15 protein-coding genes and 1 pseudogene are annotated in these 16,467 nt (G+C 70.3%); 8 read left to right on the top strand and 8 right to left on the bottom strand.

Features of this window, described 5'->3' with window-relative positions; genetic code table 11:
* Positions 1-37: 37 nt before the first annotated feature.
* Positions 38-550: a hypothetical protein gene (locus BL253_RS33860; RefSeq protein WP_076821655.1), complete on the top strand. Its 513-nt coding sequence runs from the start codon at positions 38-40 to the stop codon at positions 548-550.
* A gap of 294 nt (positions 551-844) precedes the next feature.
* On the opposite strand, the gene BL253_RS33855 is transcribed toward BL253_RS33860, so the two are convergent.
* The 3 genes from BL253_RS33855 to BL253_RS33845 form a co-directional block, all read right to left on the bottom strand.
* Complete coding sequence (locus BL253_RS33855) at positions 845-1,723, bottom strand: LLM class F420-dependent oxidoreductase (protein WP_076821682.1); 879 nt, start codon at positions 1,721-1,723, stop codon at positions 845-847.
* Positions 1,724-1,840: 117 nt separating this feature from the next.
* Positions 1,841-2,980 carry a cation diffusion facilitator family transporter gene (locus BL253_RS33850; RefSeq protein ID WP_241835385.1) on the bottom strand — a complete coding sequence of 380 codons (1,140 nt, stop codon included), beginning with the start codon at positions 2,978-2,980 and terminating at the stop codon, positions 1,841-1,843.
* Positions 2,981-3,031: 51 nt separating this feature from the next.
* On the bottom strand, positions 3,032-4,009 hold the full coding sequence (locus BL253_RS33845; protein ID WP_076821652.1) for an alpha/beta fold hydrolase: 978 nt from the start codon (positions 4,007-4,009) through the stop codon (positions 3,032-3,034).
* 413 nt (positions 4,010-4,422) lie between these two features.
* Between BL253_RS33845 and BL253_RS33840 the strand changes: the two genes are divergently transcribed.
* A complete protein-coding gene (locus BL253_RS33840; RefSeq protein WP_241835384.1) occupies positions 4,423-4,776 on the top strand; it encodes a VOC family protein in 354 nt (117 codons plus the stop codon).
* A gap of 67 nt (positions 4,777-4,843) precedes the next feature.
* On the opposite strand, the gene BL253_RS33835 is transcribed toward BL253_RS33840, so the two are convergent.
* A complete protein-coding gene (locus tag BL253_RS33835) occupies positions 4,844-5,644 on the bottom strand; it encodes a helix-turn-helix domain-containing protein (RefSeq protein WP_241835383.1) in 801 nt (266 codons plus the stop codon).
* A 109-nt stretch (positions 5,645-5,753) separates the two neighbouring features.
* Positions 5,754-6,392, bottom strand: a complete 639-nt coding sequence (gene idi / locus BL253_RS33830) for an isopentenyl-diphosphate Delta-isomerase (protein ID WP_241835382.1) — start codon at positions 6,390-6,392, stop codon at positions 5,754-5,756.
* Between the two features lie 552 nt (positions 6,393-6,944).
* Between idi and BL253_RS33825 the strand changes: the two genes are divergently transcribed.
* On the top strand, positions 6,945-8,057 hold the full coding sequence (locus tag BL253_RS33825) for a SpoIIE family protein phosphatase (RefSeq protein ID WP_076821647.1): 1,113 nt from the start codon (positions 6,945-6,947) through the stop codon (positions 8,055-8,057).
* A gap of 58 nt (positions 8,058-8,115) precedes the next feature.
* Here the strand turns inward: BL253_RS33825 and BL253_RS33820 are convergent, their stop codons facing one another.
* On the bottom strand, positions 8,116-8,505 hold the full coding sequence (locus BL253_RS33820) for a VOC family protein (RefSeq protein ID WP_076821646.1): 390 nt from the start codon (positions 8,503-8,505) through the stop codon (positions 8,116-8,118).
* Positions 8,506-8,744: 239 nt separating this feature from the next.
* Here BL253_RS33820 and BL253_RS33815 point away from each other — a divergent pair, with 239 nt between their 5' ends.
* The 3 genes from BL253_RS33815 (at position 8,745) to BL253_RS33805 (ending at position 13,463) form a co-directional block, all read left to right on the top strand.
* Positions 8,745-9,770 carry a CobW family GTP-binding protein gene (locus BL253_RS33815; protein ID WP_076821644.1) on the top strand — a complete coding sequence of 342 codons (1,026 nt, stop codon included), beginning with the start codon at positions 8,745-8,747 and terminating at the stop codon, positions 9,768-9,770.
* Positions 9,771-10,016: 246 nt separating this feature from the next.
* Positions 10,017-12,452, top strand: coding sequence for an effector-associated domain EAD1-containing protein (locus tag BL253_RS33810; RefSeq protein ID WP_076821643.1), 2,436 nt, complete (start codon positions 10,017-10,019; stop codon positions 12,450-12,452).
* Between the two features lie 159 nt (positions 12,453-12,611).
* Positions 12,612-13,463, top strand: a complete 852-nt coding sequence (locus tag BL253_RS33805; protein WP_241835381.1) for a GNAT family N-acetyltransferase — start codon at positions 12,612-12,614, stop codon at positions 13,461-13,463.
* A 78-nt stretch (positions 13,464-13,541) separates the two neighbouring features.
* On the opposite strand, the gene BL253_RS33800 is transcribed toward BL253_RS33805, so the two are convergent.
* Entirely contained in the window at positions 13,542-14,357 is an 816-nt protein-coding gene (locus tag BL253_RS33800; protein WP_076821639.1) for an alpha/beta hydrolase, read from the bottom strand.
* Between the two features lie 137 nt (positions 14,358-14,494).
* Between BL253_RS33800 and BL253_RS33795 the strand changes: the two genes are divergently transcribed.
* Positions 14,495-15,112, top strand: coding sequence for a TetR/AcrR family transcriptional regulator (locus tag BL253_RS33795; protein ID WP_076821637.1), 618 nt, complete (start codon positions 14,495-14,497; stop codon positions 15,110-15,112).
* A gap of 275 nt (positions 15,113-15,387) precedes the next feature.
* The gene (locus BL253_RS33790; protein ID WP_198946509.1) at positions 15,388-16,326 is read left to right on the top strand and encodes a hypothetical protein; all 939 of its coding nucleotides are present in this window, start codon (positions 15,388-15,390) and stop codon (positions 16,324-16,326) included.
* Here BL253_RS33790 and BL253_RS43310 read toward each other — a convergent pair.
* Positions 16,274-16,467 (bottom strand): annotated as a pseudogene (locus tag BL253_RS43310) (hypothetical protein); the annotation flags it as partial. The gene BL253_RS33790 and the pseudogene BL253_RS43310 overlap by 53 nt on opposite strands.

Below are 16,467 nucleotides of genomic sequence, written 5' to 3'. Positions count from 1 at the left end.
CCATCTGGCACTGCCCGACGCCAGCGTCGACGCCATCGTGACCTCACCGCCGTACTTCGTCACGTACGACTCTTTCGACGTCCAACGCCTGTCGTATCTCGCCTTCGACTGGCCGATGCGGCGCCACATGCAGGTCGGCGCGAAGTACGGGCAGCTCCCGGTGACCGGGCACATCTGCCTGCCGCCCGCCTTCCGCTCCTGGTACGAGCAGGACTTCCGCGCTGAGTGCACCGTTCTCGGACGTGCTCTGCGGGCCTATGTCGACGGTCTGCGGCGTCACGTCGCCGAGGCCCTCCGGGTGGTGGCACCAGGCGGCGTCGTCGTTTACGCGGTCGCAAACACGGTCCGTGCCGGCCGCGTCTTCGACCTTGCCGGCGGATTCCGCGAGCTGCTCACCGAGGCTGGATTCACGGACGTTCGCGTGACCCCCCGCGTCCAGGAGGGACGACGCATCCTGCCCGCGGGCCGCGATCCCCGCACCGGGCGGTTCACCGGGGACGTCGGGAGCGCGGGCGTGCGCGAGTACGTGGTGCTTGGCCGCCGCTCCTGACGAGGACGCCGCGGCCGGCCGGTGGCCTGTCGGGGCGTAGTCCAACCCTGTAATTCTCGTATTTTGTCTCGCTGTATCCATTTCACGGTTTCAATTGGTCGCAAACCGTCTTCTTGTGCATGTTCCGTCCCGCCGCTTTCGCAGCCAGGTCATCTGATGGGTCTGATCTACCAATGAAGGTCTGGAAAAGATCAAGGCCAGGTGCAGAACGACGTCGCCGAAGGGTCAGCGGCCGGCTTATAGCCGTCGTCGGGCGCTGGTCGCGGGTCTGGTCCTCGTCGTCGTTGCGGCGAGTCAGGCGCCTGTTACAGCCCGGCTGAGTGTGTCCGCGGCCGAGGCAAGATAGTCGAGGTGGGCGTCGACGGAATCGAGGCCGAGGCCCATCGTGATCACCGAGAGGTGGGTGCCACCGGCGGCGCGCCAGGCCTCGGTCTCTGCGGTGAGGCCGTCGATGCCCCCTTGGGGTAGCACCACGTAGTCCCCGCCGAAGTCGTCGGCCGACCTGCCGTGGCTGGTCACTCGATCGCGCAGCCGTCGCCACGCGTCGACGGTGTGGTCGATGCCGCCTCCGAAGAACATGAACCCGTCGGCTAGCCGGGCGGCCCGGTCGAACGCGCTGTCGCTGGATCCGCCGAGCCAGATCGGGATGGGCCGGGTTGGTTTCGGTACGAGGGCGGCTCTGTCGACCCGGTCGAAGCGGCCGGCGAAGTCGACGACGGGTTCGGTGAACAACCGGCGCAGAAGTTCGATCTGTTCCTCCTGTCGGGCGCCACGGGTATGGAAGTCCTGCCCGAGGGCGTCGTACTCGACCTGGTTCCAGCCGACTCCCACACCGAGGCGCAGCCGGCCATCGGACAGGAGGTCGAGGTCAGCTGCCTGTCGGGCCACGAGTGCTGTCTGGCGTTGCGGAAGGATCAGAACTCCGGTGGTGAAATGGATTCTTTGGGTGATGGCGGCCAGGTAGGCGAACATCACGAACGGGTCGTGGAACGGGTCGGTTTCCGTGTAGGGGCCGGTTAGCGGTGGCGTTCGGTCGGCGTGCACGGCACCGAGCACGTGGTCGTAGGCGAGGATGTGGTCGAACCCCAGTTCTTCGACCGCCCGGCCAAATCGCCGGACGGCGGTCGGGTCTCCTCGAAGCTCGGTTTGGGGATAGACGACGCCGATCTGCATCCGCGCGCTCATGTCTGCTCTCCTCGTCGGACGGGCTGGGCCTCGGCCGGGTCCTGGGTTGCTGCGGCCGGATCACCGCGGTTCTGACCAGCTCCGGGCAGGATCGGGCCGCAGCCCCTACGGCGTCACGGAGGGCTCGTCGGGAGCCGACAGGCTCAGCACGGCGTGCACGACGGCGGGCGAGGACGTCAGCCTGGCCTCGATCTCGCGCAGCCGCACCGCGACGCGCGGCTCGATGTCGTCGCCGACCAGGTCCACGTCGCCGACCACGGTGATCATCCGCGGGCCGACGACCTCCACCCGCAGGTAGGTCACCCGTTCCACCTCCGGCATCTCCAACAGCGCCCGCATCGTCGCCATCCGTACCTGCGGATCGGCCTCCTGCCCGATGAGGAACCGCCGGTTGCGACTGATCAGGACCAGGGCGACCCCTCCCAGGAGCACCCCGACCAGGATCGACCCCGCGGCGTCGAACGCCGCTACTCCGGTGATCTGGTGCAATGCCAGGCCAAGCGCCGCGAGCACGATCCCGGCCAGCGCCGCCGAGTCCTCGGCGAAGACCGCCCGCAGGGTCGGGTCGGTGGTCTCCAGCACGTGCTCGATCACGTCCCGGTTCATCGACCTGGCCTCCGGCCTGGCCTGCCGCACCGACTGGAGAAAGGACGTCCCCTCCAGCAGGAACGACACCGCGAGAACCACGTACCCGACGATGTAGGCGCCACCATCCGACTCCGCGGCGAACAGTTCCTGGACACCGTGGGTGATGGAGACCGCGCCGCCCGCGACGAACAGTCCCATGGCGGCGAACAGCGACCAGACGTACGCCTCCCGGCCGAATCCATGCGGATGAGTCGGCTCCGGTGGTCGGCGGGATCGCCGGTCCGCCACCACGAGGAAGACCTCGTTGCCCGCGTCGGCCCACGAGTGCGCGGCCTCCGCGACCATCGACGCCGAACCGGTCAGGAGCGCGGCCACAGACTTCGCGATCGCGATCACCAGGTTGGCCCCGAAGGCGATCGCGATGGTGAGGCTGCTGTCGCTCTCCCCCTTGCCTCCGTCCTGCTGCAGCGGGATCGCGGCCTCAGCCTCCGGCGGCAGCTCTCGGGCCGGGCCCCGCTCCCCGGCCGCGGCCTGGTCCTCGGTCGCGGTCCGCTCGCCGGTCACGGCCTGCTCGCCGGCTGGTGGCGGGCTCTCGGTGGAGGGCTGAGTCTCCGGCGTTGTGTCCGGCTCGGTCGGCATGCCCACAGTCCTCGCCACAGACCATCACCTTCTAACCCAATACCGTCAGGCCGGCACCGCTCTCGATCCTCACTCGGCTCGCTGACCCGCGATCACCGGACCAGGGGTTCGGTCCTGACGGCGCGATCTCCTTCCGGCGAACCGCCAGCCCGGCCGCGGGCACACCCGCCGCCTCGGCGTCGCCCGGTTCACCAGGTCGCGCAGGCGCGCGTTGACCGCGTCCGGACGTTCCAGGATCACCGCGTGCCCGGCTCCCTCCTCGACCACGAGCTCGGCCTCGGGGAGCGCCTCGGCCAGGATCCGGCTGTGCTCGATCGGCGTCATGACGTCCGCGTCTCCGACGAGCAGCAGGGTGGGAACGTCACGCAGCGCGCCGGCGGCCGCGAGCCGATCATGATCGAGGAGGGTCGGCAGGAAGGCCCCGACCACGGGGATCGGCGTGTCCGCGATCATCTTCTCCAGCGAGTCGACGACCGGTCCCGGTGCCTGGGCCGCGCCGAACCCGAACCGCCTGGTCAGCGCCCGGGAAAGCGAGCTGCCCGGCCACCGGACGCGTTCGAGCAGCGACGGGGCGTGACGCATGCCGACGGCCATGCCCGGCAGAACCCGGCGCGCCGCGGCGGTGACCGCGGCCGGCAGCCCGAACGCCAGTCGGGGCAGCTCACCAGCGCTCGTCGAGAGCAGCGCGACCGCGACGATCCGGTCTCCGAACAGTTCCGGATGCGCCTCGGCCAGCCCGAGAATCGTCATCCCACCCATCGAATGGCCGATGAGCACGACCGGTCCGGTGGGCACCCGCTCGGCCAGGACCCGGTGAAGGTCGTCGGCCAGCTGCGAGATCGTGCAGTGCTCGGCGTCGGACGCGCCGGAGCGGCCGTGCGCGCGCTGGTCGTAGCAGAGAACGCGCCCCAGATCGGCCAGGTCGCGGCGCTGGAAGACCCAGGCATCCGCGGTCATGCAGAAGCCGTGCACGAAGACCAGGGTCATGCTGGCGTCGGACGGTCCGCTCTCCTCGACATGCAGCGGCACCCCGTCGGACGCGGTCACCGTTGTCTCCCGGCAGGCATCCGGGCCCGGCCGCCGCGCTCGTCCTTCTCTCCGCGGACCCGGTGCTCGCCGCGAACCCAGTGCTCGCCGAGAGCCCGGGGCTCCCCAGGAACCCAGCGCTTCTCCGGAACCCAGTGCCCGAGGGCGCCGCGTTCCGGACGGCGCCGCCTCCTGTTCGACCTTTGACAACCGAGTGCACCTCTTTGGCCCGCGCCGATCCGACACGCGCACCCTGCCCGCTACGGCGGCCGAAAAAACGACATGTCGGACGACCGTACGGACGCACCCGGCCGAGTCGTCGACCGAGCGCTTCCCCCCGGCGCGGCGTCCGATTCGTTCAAGCCAGGCGGGGGCGCTTTCMCTACGGTCTGGACATGCCAACGTTCTCACTGACTGGAATCGTGGTGTCCGACATGGCGCGGGGGCTGGCGTTCTACCGCCGCCTCGGCCTGGAGATCCCCGCCGCGGCCGACGCGGAGCCGCACGTCGAGGTGACGACGCCGAACGGCCGGCTCGCCTTCGACACCGACGACACGATCCGCTCGTTCGACCCGAGCTGGCGGCCGGGCACCGGCTCACCGCGGCTCGGGCTCGCGTTCGCCTGCGCCGACCCGGCCGAGGTCGACAAGGTCTACGCCGACCTGACCGGCGCCGGATACACCGGCGAGCGCCCGCCGTGGGACGCCTTCTGGGGCCAGCGGTACGCGACGGTGACCGATCCCGACGGCAACCACGTCGACCTGCACGCCCCGTTGGCCGGTAGCTGAGCCACCAGGCCGGCCAGGTCAGGCCGGCCAGCCAGGTCAGACCGGCCGGTCGCGCCAGACCAGCTGGTCAGGAGGCGCCGACGGGACCGGCCGGCGGCGTGACCAACTCGCGCAGCGGCGCCCCGCCGAGGGCGCGGGCCTCGCGGGCGAGATGGGCCTGGTCGGCGTAGCCGGCCGCGGCGGCCACACCGGCGAACGGCGACCCGGCGCGGGCGAGCGCCAGCGCGCGGCGGAAACGGACGATCCGGGCCAGCGTCTTCGGCCCGTAGCCGACCGCGAGCTGGCAGCGGCGCAGAAGCTGGCGTTCGCTGAGCGCCGCGGCCCGGGCGGCCTCGGCCACCGGAGCCCCTGCGCGGATGCCAACCAGTGCGGGCGGCGGCAGCAGGTCGACCAGCTCGGCCCGCGGGCCACGGCGGGCGATCTCGGCCTCGAGCGCCACCGCCGGCGCCTCGGCGGCAGCGAGCCGCTCCGCGAGCCGGGTCGCCTCGGCCGCGCCCCAGATCTCGGCCAGCGGCACCCGGCGGTCGCGGACCTCGCTGGCCGGGACGCCGATGCGCGCCGGGCCTACCGCCGAGTCGAACCGGATGCCAAGGTGGAGCGAGCCCGGCCGCCAGAGCGCGAACGCCGGTGCGGTGTCGGGACCGGCGACGATGACGTGCCCGAGGTCGCCCGGCCCGGCCCGCGACCAGATCAGGTCCATGCAGCCGTCAGGCAGGACGCGACGCTCCTCCGTCCGCCCCGCGGAGGTGGCGTCGGCCCGCGCCGTCGTCTCACCCACGCGGTCTGGCGCGGCCGCCAGCCACATGGTGGCCGCCAGCGTCCGGGCCCGCTGCTCGCGATACATCATCCCGACGGTACCCGGCTGCACGTCGTCCCACTGATCGCTCGGGCCCGCGGGGGCCCGAGCGGGCCCCTCAGGCCTGCTCGGGCCCGCGCCCACGAGGGCCAGCACGGGTACCCAGGGGTCTGATGCCTTCTCAGCGGCCCAGTGCCGCGATCCGCCCAGGTGATCCCACTCGCGAGGACTCCCGTGCCGCCGCCGGCAGCGCCTCTTGCGCGGCCGTCGACCAGTCCCTGGGTGACGGGCCGAGCGCACGCAGGTGCTCCACCTGCATGCGACACCACGGAGACACGGCGAGCGAACCCGACGAGACCTCGCCCACGAATGTCGTCCAGGGAGTCCAGTACGCCTCGGCGACCTCCTCCGGGTTGAGCTGGAGGGGCTCCGACGCCGTCGCGGAGAAGACCGGGCAGATCTCGTTCTCGACGGTTCCGTCGTCCATCACGGAGCGGTAGCGGAAGGTGGGAAGGACGAGGCGAATGTGCCGGGCACGCAGGCCCAGCTCGTCATTCAGCCGGCGCGAAATGGCCGTCGGTATGGCCTCGTCGAGGGCCGGATGCCCACAGCACGTGTTGGTGAGCACCCCGGGCCAGGTGCGTTTGTCGAAGGACCGGCGCGTCACAAGCAGCCGGTCGGACGCGTCGAAGACGTAACACGAGAACGCGAGGTGGAGTGGTGTTCGAGGTCCGTGGACTGTTGCCTTCGGTGCGACTCCTATGGCCTCTCCCTCGGGGTTGAGGAGGACGACGGTCTCGGTGGTCTCGTTACTCTCCACGGCAAGCATCCTATGGTCGGATATTCCCGGCGAACTGGGCGCAAGGGCGCGATTGTCGGTGTTCTCCGTCACGGCTCTCCTCCTGACCGATTTCTGACACCGCACAGCGAATTCCATGATGTAAAATTGATGCCGTTTTGCGTCCACCCGAGACGGGATGCGACGATCCGGGCTGCTTGGATGACACTCGCCGGCACGCCGAACGACGCACGGAAACGATCGTCGGCGCGCTTTCCGCACGCCGGGATGCGCCACAGGTCTTACGCTGGACCGCGTAGGCAGGACGGTCGGCGGCGCCGAGGAGAGCCGAGGAGATCGGCGACGGCCGCGGTCCGGGGCGACGCGACCCCGAGGCCATGCCCGCCAGCCAGCGCCGGGCCGCGCCCGGCCGCCCCGTCCACAACGCTCGCCGCGCCGCGCCACGCGACGGGGAAGAAGCTGGAAGCACCGCGCAGACGCGCCCAGCGCCCGCGGAAGACGGCTGGCGGCCGCGGCGTGCTCGCCGAGGACCACGGCGAGGGGTCAGGACGCGCGCAGAGAGGCAGGCGCGATGTGAACCGGTGGGACACGGCGGAGGTCGGGAGCGGCTGGGCGTTGGCCGAGGCCGGGGACATCGCGCGCGCGGACGCCGAGGTCGGGATGTGGGACCGCGACATGGTCTCCGGGCGGCTGACCTGGGACCGTGCCACCTCCAACCTGCACGGCATGGACCTGGACGCCTTCGGCGAGACGATGGAGGCCTTCTACTCCACGATCCATCCGGACGATCTCCCCCGGGTCGAGGAGGCCGTGGAGACGGCGATCGCGACATGTGGGGCCTACCGGGCGGAGTACCGGGTACTCAGGCCGGACGGGTCCCAGCTGTGGGTCCAGGGGCTGGGCCGGGTCGTGTCCAGCTCCGCCGGCCAGGCCACCAGGGTGATCGGCCTCGTCGTCGACGTCACGTGGCGGCACGCGATGGTCGACATGCTGCAGCGCGCGATTCTGCCGCAGACCCTGCCCCAGCTGCCCGGCATCGACCTCGTCGCCCACTACCTGCCGGCGGCCCGCGACGCCGGGATCGGCGGCGACTGGTACGACGTCGGCAAGCTGCCCGACGGCGGGGTCCTGCTGGTGGTCGGGGACGTCGCCGGGCACGGCCTGTCCGCCGTGGCCGCGATGGCCGAGCTGCGCCACGCCGCCCGCGCCTACGCGCTCGCCGGCTTCTCACCGGCGGGCATCACCACCCAGCTGTCCGCGAACCTCGCCCCGGACCCGGACGGCACCACGGCGACCGTCGTCGTCACCCGCTTCGACCCAACATCCCGCCTGCTGACCTGGTCCTGCGCCGGCCACCCACCGCCGCTGCTGATCTCCGGCGGCGAGGTCGACTACCTCGACGACGTGCACGGCCCGATCCTCGGCGTCGACCCGTCGCTCTCCTACAGCCAGACCGACCTGAGGCTGCCACCGGAGTCGCGGCTCCTCCTCTACACCGACGGGCTCGTCGAACGCCGCCACCTCTCGATCACCGACCGGCTCGACACCCTGGCCGACGTCGCCGCGGACCACGACCCACACGGGTACGACGGCCTCACCGGCCTCTGTGACCGCATCCTCACCCACGTCGCCGGTCCAGCCGGGCGGGAGGACGACCTCTGCCTCCTGGCCGCCCAGACGCCCTGAGCCGGGCTGGGCGCGCCGGACGGGCCAGTAGCTGCCTCCGGCCGACGTCCGCCCGGGGTCACGTGGCCTGGGCGTCCGCCGGGTACCAGCGAAGCTCGACGGTGTTGCCATCGGGATCGCTGATGTAGAGCGACACGGCGTTGCCGCGCGCGCCGAAGCGGGTGGCCGGGCCGTCGACGACCGTGACGGTGYCCGCGTCGATGACCTCCTGCCAGTCGAGCGGGTCCACGACGAGGCAGAAATGGTCCACGTTGGCCGAGCCGCGGGGCATCGCGACCAGGTCGATGATGGTCTCGCCGCTGACGCGGACGGACGGGAACGGCGCCTCACCCGCCCGCCACTGCTCGACCCGGACGGGCTCGAGGCCGAGAACGCCGCAGTAGAAGGCGAGCGAACGCTCGACGTCGCCCACGTTGAGAACAAGATGGTCGAATCCGGTGACCCGCATGGCGATCAATCCTCCTCGTCGACCCGTGGCGCCACCCGCCACGGTCACCCCGCGGCAGACTCCGTCCCGGCGGGGTGCGAGGGCTCCCGCACCCGGCCGAAGTACCTGGTCGTGAGCGATGGCATGGTCTTCATAGCCCACCGTCCGGCGCTCGCGCCCCGCTTACAAGGCGGTACGTATCCGGGCCACCGGCCGGACCCGGGCTGGGCTGGACGCGGGCTGGGAGGAGGCGGACCGGAATGCGGGTGCGGGTGCCTGTGATCGCGCTTACCGGGTACCTGGGCGCGGGCAAGACGACGGTGCTCAACCACCTGCTCCAGACGCCCGGGGCGCGTCTGGGAGTGGTGGTCAACGACTTCGGAGCGATCAACGTCGATGCCTCGCTGGTCACCGGTCAGATCGACGAACCGGCCTCGATCGCGGGCGGCTGCCTGTGCTGCCTGCCGGACACGGACGGCCTGGACGAGGCGCTGGAGAAGCTGACCCACCCCCGGCTACGGCTGGACGCGGTGATCGTGGAGGCCAGCGGCGTGGCCGACCCACCGGCGCTGGCGAGGCTCATCCGGTTCAGCGCGGTGGACCGCGTCCGCCCCGGCGGCCTCCTCGACGTGATCGACGCCGCCTCGTACTTCGAGACCGTCGACAGGGGCGGCCTGCCGCCAGCCCGGTTCGCGTCGGCCTCACTCGTCCTGATCAACAAGACCGACCGGGTTCCGCCGGCGCACCGGGCCGACGCTCTGGCACGGATCTCCAGCCGCGTACGCGAGAGCAACCCGCGTGCCCACATCGTCGAGACGACGCACGGCCGCCTCGACCCGGCGCTCGTCTTCGACGCCGCGAGCCCGCACGACCCCGTGGACGAGCTTCCGCTCGCGGCCCTGGCCAGGCACGACCACGACGATCACGACGACGAGCCACACCCGCGCGTCGACGCGGTCACCGTTCCCGCCGCCGGCCCGATCGACCCCGGCCCGCTGGTCGACCTGATCGAGGATCCGCCCTCGAACGTCTACCGCCTCAAGGGCACCGTCACCGTGAACACCGGGCGCGGCGTGCGCGGCTACGTGGTCAACGTCGTCGGACGACAGTTCCACCTCGCGACGAGGCCCGTGACGGAAGGGCCCGACGGTCTGGTCGCCATCGGCATGCGCCTCGACAAGCCCACCGTCCGCACCCGTCTCGAGGCAGCCCTCCAGCTCTGCCTCGACCGCCCCGCCGCGGACGGGGTACGCCGCCTCGCCCGGCTCCGCCGCCTGAGCACCTGAACACGCCGCGGCCCCACCGCGTGTCCCGAAATTCTTGGCCACTACATCTCTCCCGCACATATCCGAGCGATTTTCGCCTTCCAGGCGAAAGGTTCGCAGCATCGCATGACGATGGCTGCCTTCCGCCTTCCGAGCCACGACATCAGGGCACAAGGGCCGGACACAGCGGAGCTATCCGATCGATCCGCTACGCTCGTCGCCACCGGTGAGATAGCGGCGGCGCGGCCTTGACGACGGGGGTTCACGATGACAGACGTGCCGCACGCCTCCGCGGCGAGCGACGGAGCCCGCGACATCGAACTGAGTGACGACGACCTCGGTCGCCTTTGCGCCGTGCTCGCGCACTTTTACCGGGAACGTATCTACATCGAGAAAGCACTAAAGGAATCGATCGGCCTGAAGCCCTCGCGGCTACCGCAGGGAAACATGGGTTCCGACGTGCTCTGGAACGACATCCTGGAAAAGCTGGAGCACGGCATCGCCTGCGACGCGGACCAGCCCTTCAGAGTCCTCCTCGTGTGGCTGCTGGCACAGTGGCCCAGAAACCGGGTCCTGYGCGAGCTGGAGGCGACATATCTCCTCCATCCTCCGGCGCCGACGAGCTCCTCCTCGGAAACCATCAGGCAGGTGCCCGTTGGCATAGCCGACCGGCATGTCGACACGGCCTCAGACGACGAGTCACTCGAGGAGCCTTCGACCAGTCCCGCGCCTGGCCAGGAACCACGCGCCGACGAGAGCGTCGACGCCGAGACGGAGGCCGGAGCCGAGACGGAGGCCGGAGCCGAGACGCCCGTTCGGACGCCCGACCAGTCTGAGACCGTCGCGCCACCAGCCGGCGACAGATCCTGGTTCCGCCGGCGTCCGAGGCTGCTGGCGGCCGCGGGGATCTCGATGGTGCTCGCCGTCGTCGGCACGTTCGTCGGGGTGTACGTCGCATCCGGCGACGAAGGATGCTCCGCGCCCGACGACGGTGTTTCCTCGCTGTCCTGGGTCGACGGCGAGTGCGTCGGCTACAGCGACGGGTCGTTCCAGTTCGGCGGGGGGCGCGGCGGTGGAACTGACCAGTCCGGCTCAAGGCTGGTCGCTGTCCAGAAGAACATCCACGACCAGAACAGGTGCGCCGAGACCCTGCGCGCGCGTCCGACGTCGACACGCGCGTTCGTGACGTTGATCTACTTCGCGGGTCTCAGCGCTCCCCGTCGCGGCCCGGCGGGAAGCCCGGAGCAGTGGGCCGAGGCACAGGTCGCCGAGCTGCTCGGGCTCCTGACCTGGCAACGGCACGAGAACATCATCGAGGGCAGCCCGGCCAACTCACCCTGCCGGCAGGCCCCGCTCGACCCGGTCGGCGACCCACCGTCCTCGCCCACCCATCTGGGCCAGAACCACGAGCAGGGCGGCCCGATCGTGCGCGTCATCGTCGCGAACGGCGGGTACCAGATGGCTCATGCCGACCGGGTGACGCGGGACAAACTGATCCCCTTCGCGAAGAAGGCGGACGAGCGGGTCGCCGGGGTCGTCGGTCTGGACCGCACGGTCGACTCGACCGTGCGGGCGATCACCGACCTCGGCCGCGCCGGAGTACTCACCGTCGCCAGCACGCTGGCCGGAGACGACCTCGCGAACTTCAGCCCCACCTATTTCCAGATCGTCCCGCAGAACAGGCGGGAGGCGCTCCTCGTCGCCGACTACGCGCTGCTCAACCAACGCCGGCAGATCGACATCTTCTACCCGAGGGGAACCTGCGGCGGCGACGAGAGGACGATGCCGGACGTCGCGGACTGGTACGTCTACACGCTGGTGCGGGATGTGGTCGACCAGGCCGCGCTCATCCCGGGGCTGCGGACGGTCCGGCACGGCTGGCAGCCGGAGACCTGTCAGGGAGCGAAATCGCTGCAGGAGTGGTTCAGCGACCAGTGCCACCGGCTGGCCGGACCCGGTCAGCCGGTGCCCAGCACCGAGAGTCTCGTCTTCTACGCCGGCCGCGGCGAGGACTTCGGCGCGGTGAAGAAGGCGGACTGCATCGGTGACGGCACCAGCGGCTCCCTCTTCGTCGCCGACGACTCGGTGACCCGATACGTCAGCCAGAACAGCGGTCACGAGAGCTCGGTCTTCCGGATCGTCTCGAAGGGCGTCGGGCCGACGCTGTCCGGGACGTCCTGCGCGGACAGTGATCTCGGCGCCATTACGGCAAGGCTCGCGCCAGAGCTTCCGCAGTTCTGCACCCGGCTCAAAGCCATGTACGACTACACCCAGCCACCTGCCCCCGCCGGCGCGAAGCACTGGACGGATGAGCGGACCGCGCTCGCCTATGACGCCGCCAAGCTGGTCCTTGAGGCCGTCGACCACACCGCCCAGGTCGACCCGCTGAACACGCAGAAGCTGATCGAGTGGATCAGGCAACCGGAGCAGTTCGAAACACCTGGCAACCTGGACGTGCGCCCAGATCGGGCCGTCAACGGGGGCAAGGTCGCCCCACGCGCCGGCACCACCGGCTCCGTCAACTTCCACGGCTCCCAGATCGCCGACACGAAGCAGGTGGCGATCCTGCGGGCCGACCTCTCCCAGACCGACCCGTACGCGGGTTCCCTGGAGAGCTGCCTCGTCCTGAGCGAAGACCCGCCGGTGACCACCGACTGCATGGTCAACAAAGTCTCGCTCCTGCGCGGCCTACCGGCGGTCTGACGTCGAGTTCAGCGCGTTCCGCGYGGGACCGCCGGGCACGCGCCGCCCGTGAGACCCACCAGCAAGGGGGGTGGGGCTGAGACGCTCACCGACGGGCGGGCGGGAAAAGAAGGTGCGTCGAGATGGCTTCAGCCGGCACCATGGGATGTGGCCTGGTTGATGACGGAGAGCGTTGACGAGTATCTCGCGGCGGCGGGCGATTTTCTGATGTCCCGGCTGGCGGAGAACACCGTGTTGGTGACCGTCGCCGAAACGCTGCGCGCACGTGGCATGGCGGCATTCGGGGAGGCCGCTCCGCTGTTCGGCTGGTGGCTGTCGGCCGGCGGCACCGTCGAAGGCGCGTTCGTGCACACCCCACCGAATCCCGTTCTTCTGACCAGGGTTCCGCGGCAGGCTGTGGAGTCGCTGGCCGAGTGCTGGCCTCACGAAAGGCCACTGTCCGGGATGACCGCGGGCGAGGATGTCGCCAGCGCGTTCGCCTCCGCCTGGCAAAGGCGGACCAACGCCGCACCGTGTCTTCATCGTCGGACACGCCTGTATCGGCTCGGGCGCCTCGTTCTTCCGCAGCCCGGGCCTCCTGGGCATCCGCGCGTGGCCGCGACGACCGACAGGGACCTGTTGCTGGTCTGGGTCACGGCGTTCCAGCAGGAGTCCAGTGGCGTCGCCGGCAACGCCGCGGAACGGGTCGACGATCGACTCAGCTATGGCGGCCTCACCCTGTGGGAGGTTGACGGGGTAGCGGTCTCCATGGCCGGGATCACTCGCCAGGTAGGAGGGATGGTCCGCATCGCGCCTGTCTATACCCCTCCAGGTCTCCGGCGACGAGGCTATGCCGGAGCGGTGACGGCGGCGGTGAGCCAGGTCGCGCTGCGCACGGAAGCGCGCGAGGTCCTGCTGTTCACCGATCTGGCCAATCCGACCAGCAACGGCGTATATCAAAGGCTCGGCTTCGAGCCTGTTGAAGACAGCGTCACGCTCCTGCTCCGGCCAGCGCCCACCCCCGAGGGGTGAACGTGATCATGAGCACGTCGACACGACATCGCCCAGTGAACGAGCCCTCCCGATCCATACTCCGGAGGGCTCAGCCAGCTACCCGGCGGTCAGCGCGGTCCCGATGAAGCGGATCGCCTCCAGGGTCCGTCGATCGGCGGCCGGCCCCACGTGGCCCGCTCCCTCGACCAGGCGGTAGATGTGAGCGATGTCGAGCTCCAGCAGGACCCCGTGCAGGTAATCGGCTCCCTCGTTCAGGAGAAACTCGTCGGCCGCGCCGCAGTCGATCAGAATCGGCAGTCGGGCGGCGCGAATCGCGTCCGCGTTGGCGCGGAGACGGCCATAGACGCTGTTGGCCGCATAGGCGGCGGCGTCACCGGCACCCCCGGCCATGGCGGCGTGCAGCTCACCCAGCACGGAAGGGATGTTCCGTGCTGGAACCTGCCGCGGTTCTTCGCCCGGGAACACGGCGGGCGAGACCGCCGCGACGGCGTCGAAGCGCTCCGGCGCGGCGAACGCGACCTTGAGCGCCCCGTACCCTCCCATCGAGGCACCTATCAGAGCCGTCGCCTTGAAGGGCCCGAAGATTTTCGCGACGTGCTCGGGAAACTCGTGCGCGATCAGCGTCTCCCAGGCCGCGTCGGGCCAGTCGAGATAGAAGCCGCCTGCCGTCGGCGTGCTCGGGCACGCGACGACCGCCCGCGGAAGCTCGCCGCGCCTCCACAACTCGTCGTACAACGGCCTGGCGAGTTCGAGCGAAGCCGACGAGGACATCGCCCCGTGCAGGTGAAGAACGAGCGGAAGCGACTCACCCCGGTCCCAGTCCGACGGGAGCAGGACTCGGAAGTCGACGGGTGCTCGCACCGATGCGGAACCGAAGTGCGCCTCAATCAGGTGCGTGAGGCAAGGGGTCATCGCGGTTTCTCTCCAGGCTGCCGGTGACTTATGAGGCCGATCATCGACGTCGAGCGACAGGGTGAGCGCGGAGCGTACATACACGGTCACCATCTCGCTCGATCTCGAAATTTTACCATCATGATAAAATTACCATCGTGGCAGAATTGAGGCAGCGCAAGCGAGCCGAGGCGCGGCAACGGATCTCCGACCGCGCGACACGTCTGTTCGAACGGCATGGGTTCGAGAAGGTGACGTTGGCGGAGATCGCCGCGGCTGCCGACGTGTCCGTCAAGACCGTCATGAACTACTTCGGGGCGAAGGAAGATCTCTTCTTCGACGCCGAGCCGGCGATCTGTGACGAGCTGGCGGCGGCTGTCTCCCGTCGAGGCCCAACTTCGGCGACTTCGGCGCTTCGGCCCCTCATCGTCGAGAGCCCGATCCTGGCGGGCCCCTGCCCGTGGGACTCGATCGACGACGCGATGTGGGACTCGATGCGGGTGTGGGCCGAATGTGAGTGGAACTCGCCGACACTGCGGGCCCGGCGCGCGTCGCTTCTGCAGTCCTGGATGGCGCCGCTGACGGCGGCGAGCGGGTCGGCCGCATGGGCCGCGATGCTGATCGGTGTGTTGCTGCTGCGGCACGCTGTCGTCCAGGACGGGCTGATCGGCCGACAGACACCGAACGAGGTCGAGCGCCACGTCCGTTCCGCGGTGGGCGAGGCTTTGGACGCGCTTGAACGAGGATTTCAGGCGACCGATCGGCGTGACTCTTGACCCTTCGGGCGCGCACGAGACGGCCTGTAGCCAGCTTTCGGACCCGCACCGCCGCCCGGCATACGGGCGAGGACGGAAGGCGGTCGGTCGAGTTCGTCGGCTGACGCATGGAACCGGAGTGCGCGACGGCGCGTCGAAAGCGTCGGGAGGCCGCCATGAGAGCTCGTCCGATCCGCATGCCGCGGCCGCGGCCGCGATCCGTGGCCCGGCGCGTCGGTGCCGCCCGTCGCCGCTGGCCACGGGCACTGCTCTGGGGGGTGGGGATATCGGCCGCCGTGACGCTGGTCGCCGGCGGCACGGTGCTGGCCATCGGGCTGGCGGACGGCGGCGACGAGACCGCCCGACCCTCGGCCGAGCGCGCGGTATCCGAGACGTCGCAGCCGGCTCCGGGATGGCGGTTCGAGTCGTTCCTGGATATCGAAGTGCAGGTCCCGGCCTCCTGGGGATATGCGCGGGCACCCGGCACCGACTGGTGCGCCAGCACGGGGCAACCGGCCGCCTTTCCTGAACAGCCGTACGTCGACACCGGGGGCGGCGATGCGGTTGTGCTGGATATCGCGTGTTCCCCGGGAGGAGAAAGCGGCCCGGACCTGCACGGCGGTGGAGTGCCTCGCGAACACTGGGCGCCGCATGTCTGGTTCGCCGCCACCCCAGCGCCGAATGGCGTCGAGGAGCTGCCTGACGGAAGGGTGGGCGCGAACGGCTGGACCCGGATCGTGCGCACAGTCGGCTCGGCGAAGGTGCTCGTCCTGGCCGACGACGCACACCTCGACGAGGCCGGGCGGATCGTCGAATCGGCCCGCCAGACCACTGTCGACCATGACGGCTGCGACGTCAGCTCACCGATTCAGGCCGGCCGGTTCGCGAGCCCTCCCGCACCGTTCGACGTGGCTCACCTCGGCGTCGTGGACACCGTYGCGATCTGCCAGTACGACCTGAACCGGCCGCTGGGCAGCCCCGGGCTCCTGGCCTCCCGTCAGCTTGGCGGAGCCGACGCGACGACGCTGCTCGCGGCCGTCCGGGCAGCGCCGGTCGGCGGTGGTCCGAACGCGCCGGATACCTGCGTGAAGGACAGGTGGGGCGACACCGGAATCGTGCTGCGCCTGGTGGCGGCCGGGACGCGGAATCCGTCAAGCTTTTTGAGGCAGTGTTGTTCGAAAACTAGCTACTCGTCGGTTCCGGGTCTGGTTGCTCCTCGTCCGGTGGCCGGTTGATCCAGGCGGGTGCCGGGAGCTTCGGTGGGGTCGGGGGCCGGCGGATGAACCGTTCCGGGTGGGCGGCGTAGGCGGCGTCGAGGACCGCGGCGCGGGCCTGGCGGACGGTGTCGGCCAGGCCGTGGTGGACGACCGTCGGGG

Source organism: Pseudofrankia asymbiotica (assembly GCF_001983105.1).
In the GTDB taxonomy this organism is placed as follows: Bacteria; Actinomycetota; Actinomycetes; order Frankiales; family Frankiaceae; genus Pseudofrankia; species Pseudofrankia asymbiotica.
Note: the sequence above shows the minus strand (reverse complement) of the source record. Positions and strands in the feature narration are given on the sequence as shown.